Below are 589 nucleotides of genomic sequence, written 5' to 3'. Positions count from 1 at the left end.
TGGTAGCAGCACCGAAACGCCAAGTAAAGAAAAGCAGGCTGCCTATGCCAAGGAAGCGGGACAATACGTGGATGCTTTAATTCAAGCCACTGTTTATCAAAATACAGATCAATTTGTTGCTAAACATCCGAATCAGCAAGATAAGAAACAGGTAAAAGAAAAAGGGGAGTTCCAAAAGAGTTCGTTTGTAGAGTTTTTTGAAACGAATTTTAAAGGGGCTTTATCATCATTGAGCTCAAATATAACCGATGAGCAGTTAAACGAAGTAAGCAGCGCTTTTCTAAAAGCTCTTTCATCTACAAAATATACCATTAAAGATGCAGCGTATAGTGCTGAAGATGGTGCGTACGTCGTACAAGTCGAAATTCAAGGATTTAACGATGCAAGTGTATTAGCGGAAGTCATGACACCACTTGCAGAAAAATATCAGGCGGGTGAGCTGAGTAACGAGCAGTTAGTAAACGAACTTATTGACGGAGTAGCAAAACGCTATCGTGAGCCAGTTGAATTACTTCCGGCAAAAACAGTCCCTGTACACGTCGTAAGAAATGGTGAAAAAGATTACGAAGTTTTAATGCAAGATGAGTAT

General features: G+C 39.9%; 1 pseudogene. It reads left to right on the top strand.

Features of this window, described 5'->3' with window-relative positions:
• A pseudogene (locus tag AC27IT_RS27880) lies at positions 1-589 on the top strand (DUF6612 family protein); the annotation flags it as partial.

Source organism: Brevibacillus sp. YAE8 (genome assembly GCF_057543335.1).
The sequence above is the reverse complement of the archived record's forward strand: the minus strand, read 5'-3'. Positions and strand labels throughout refer to the sequence as shown.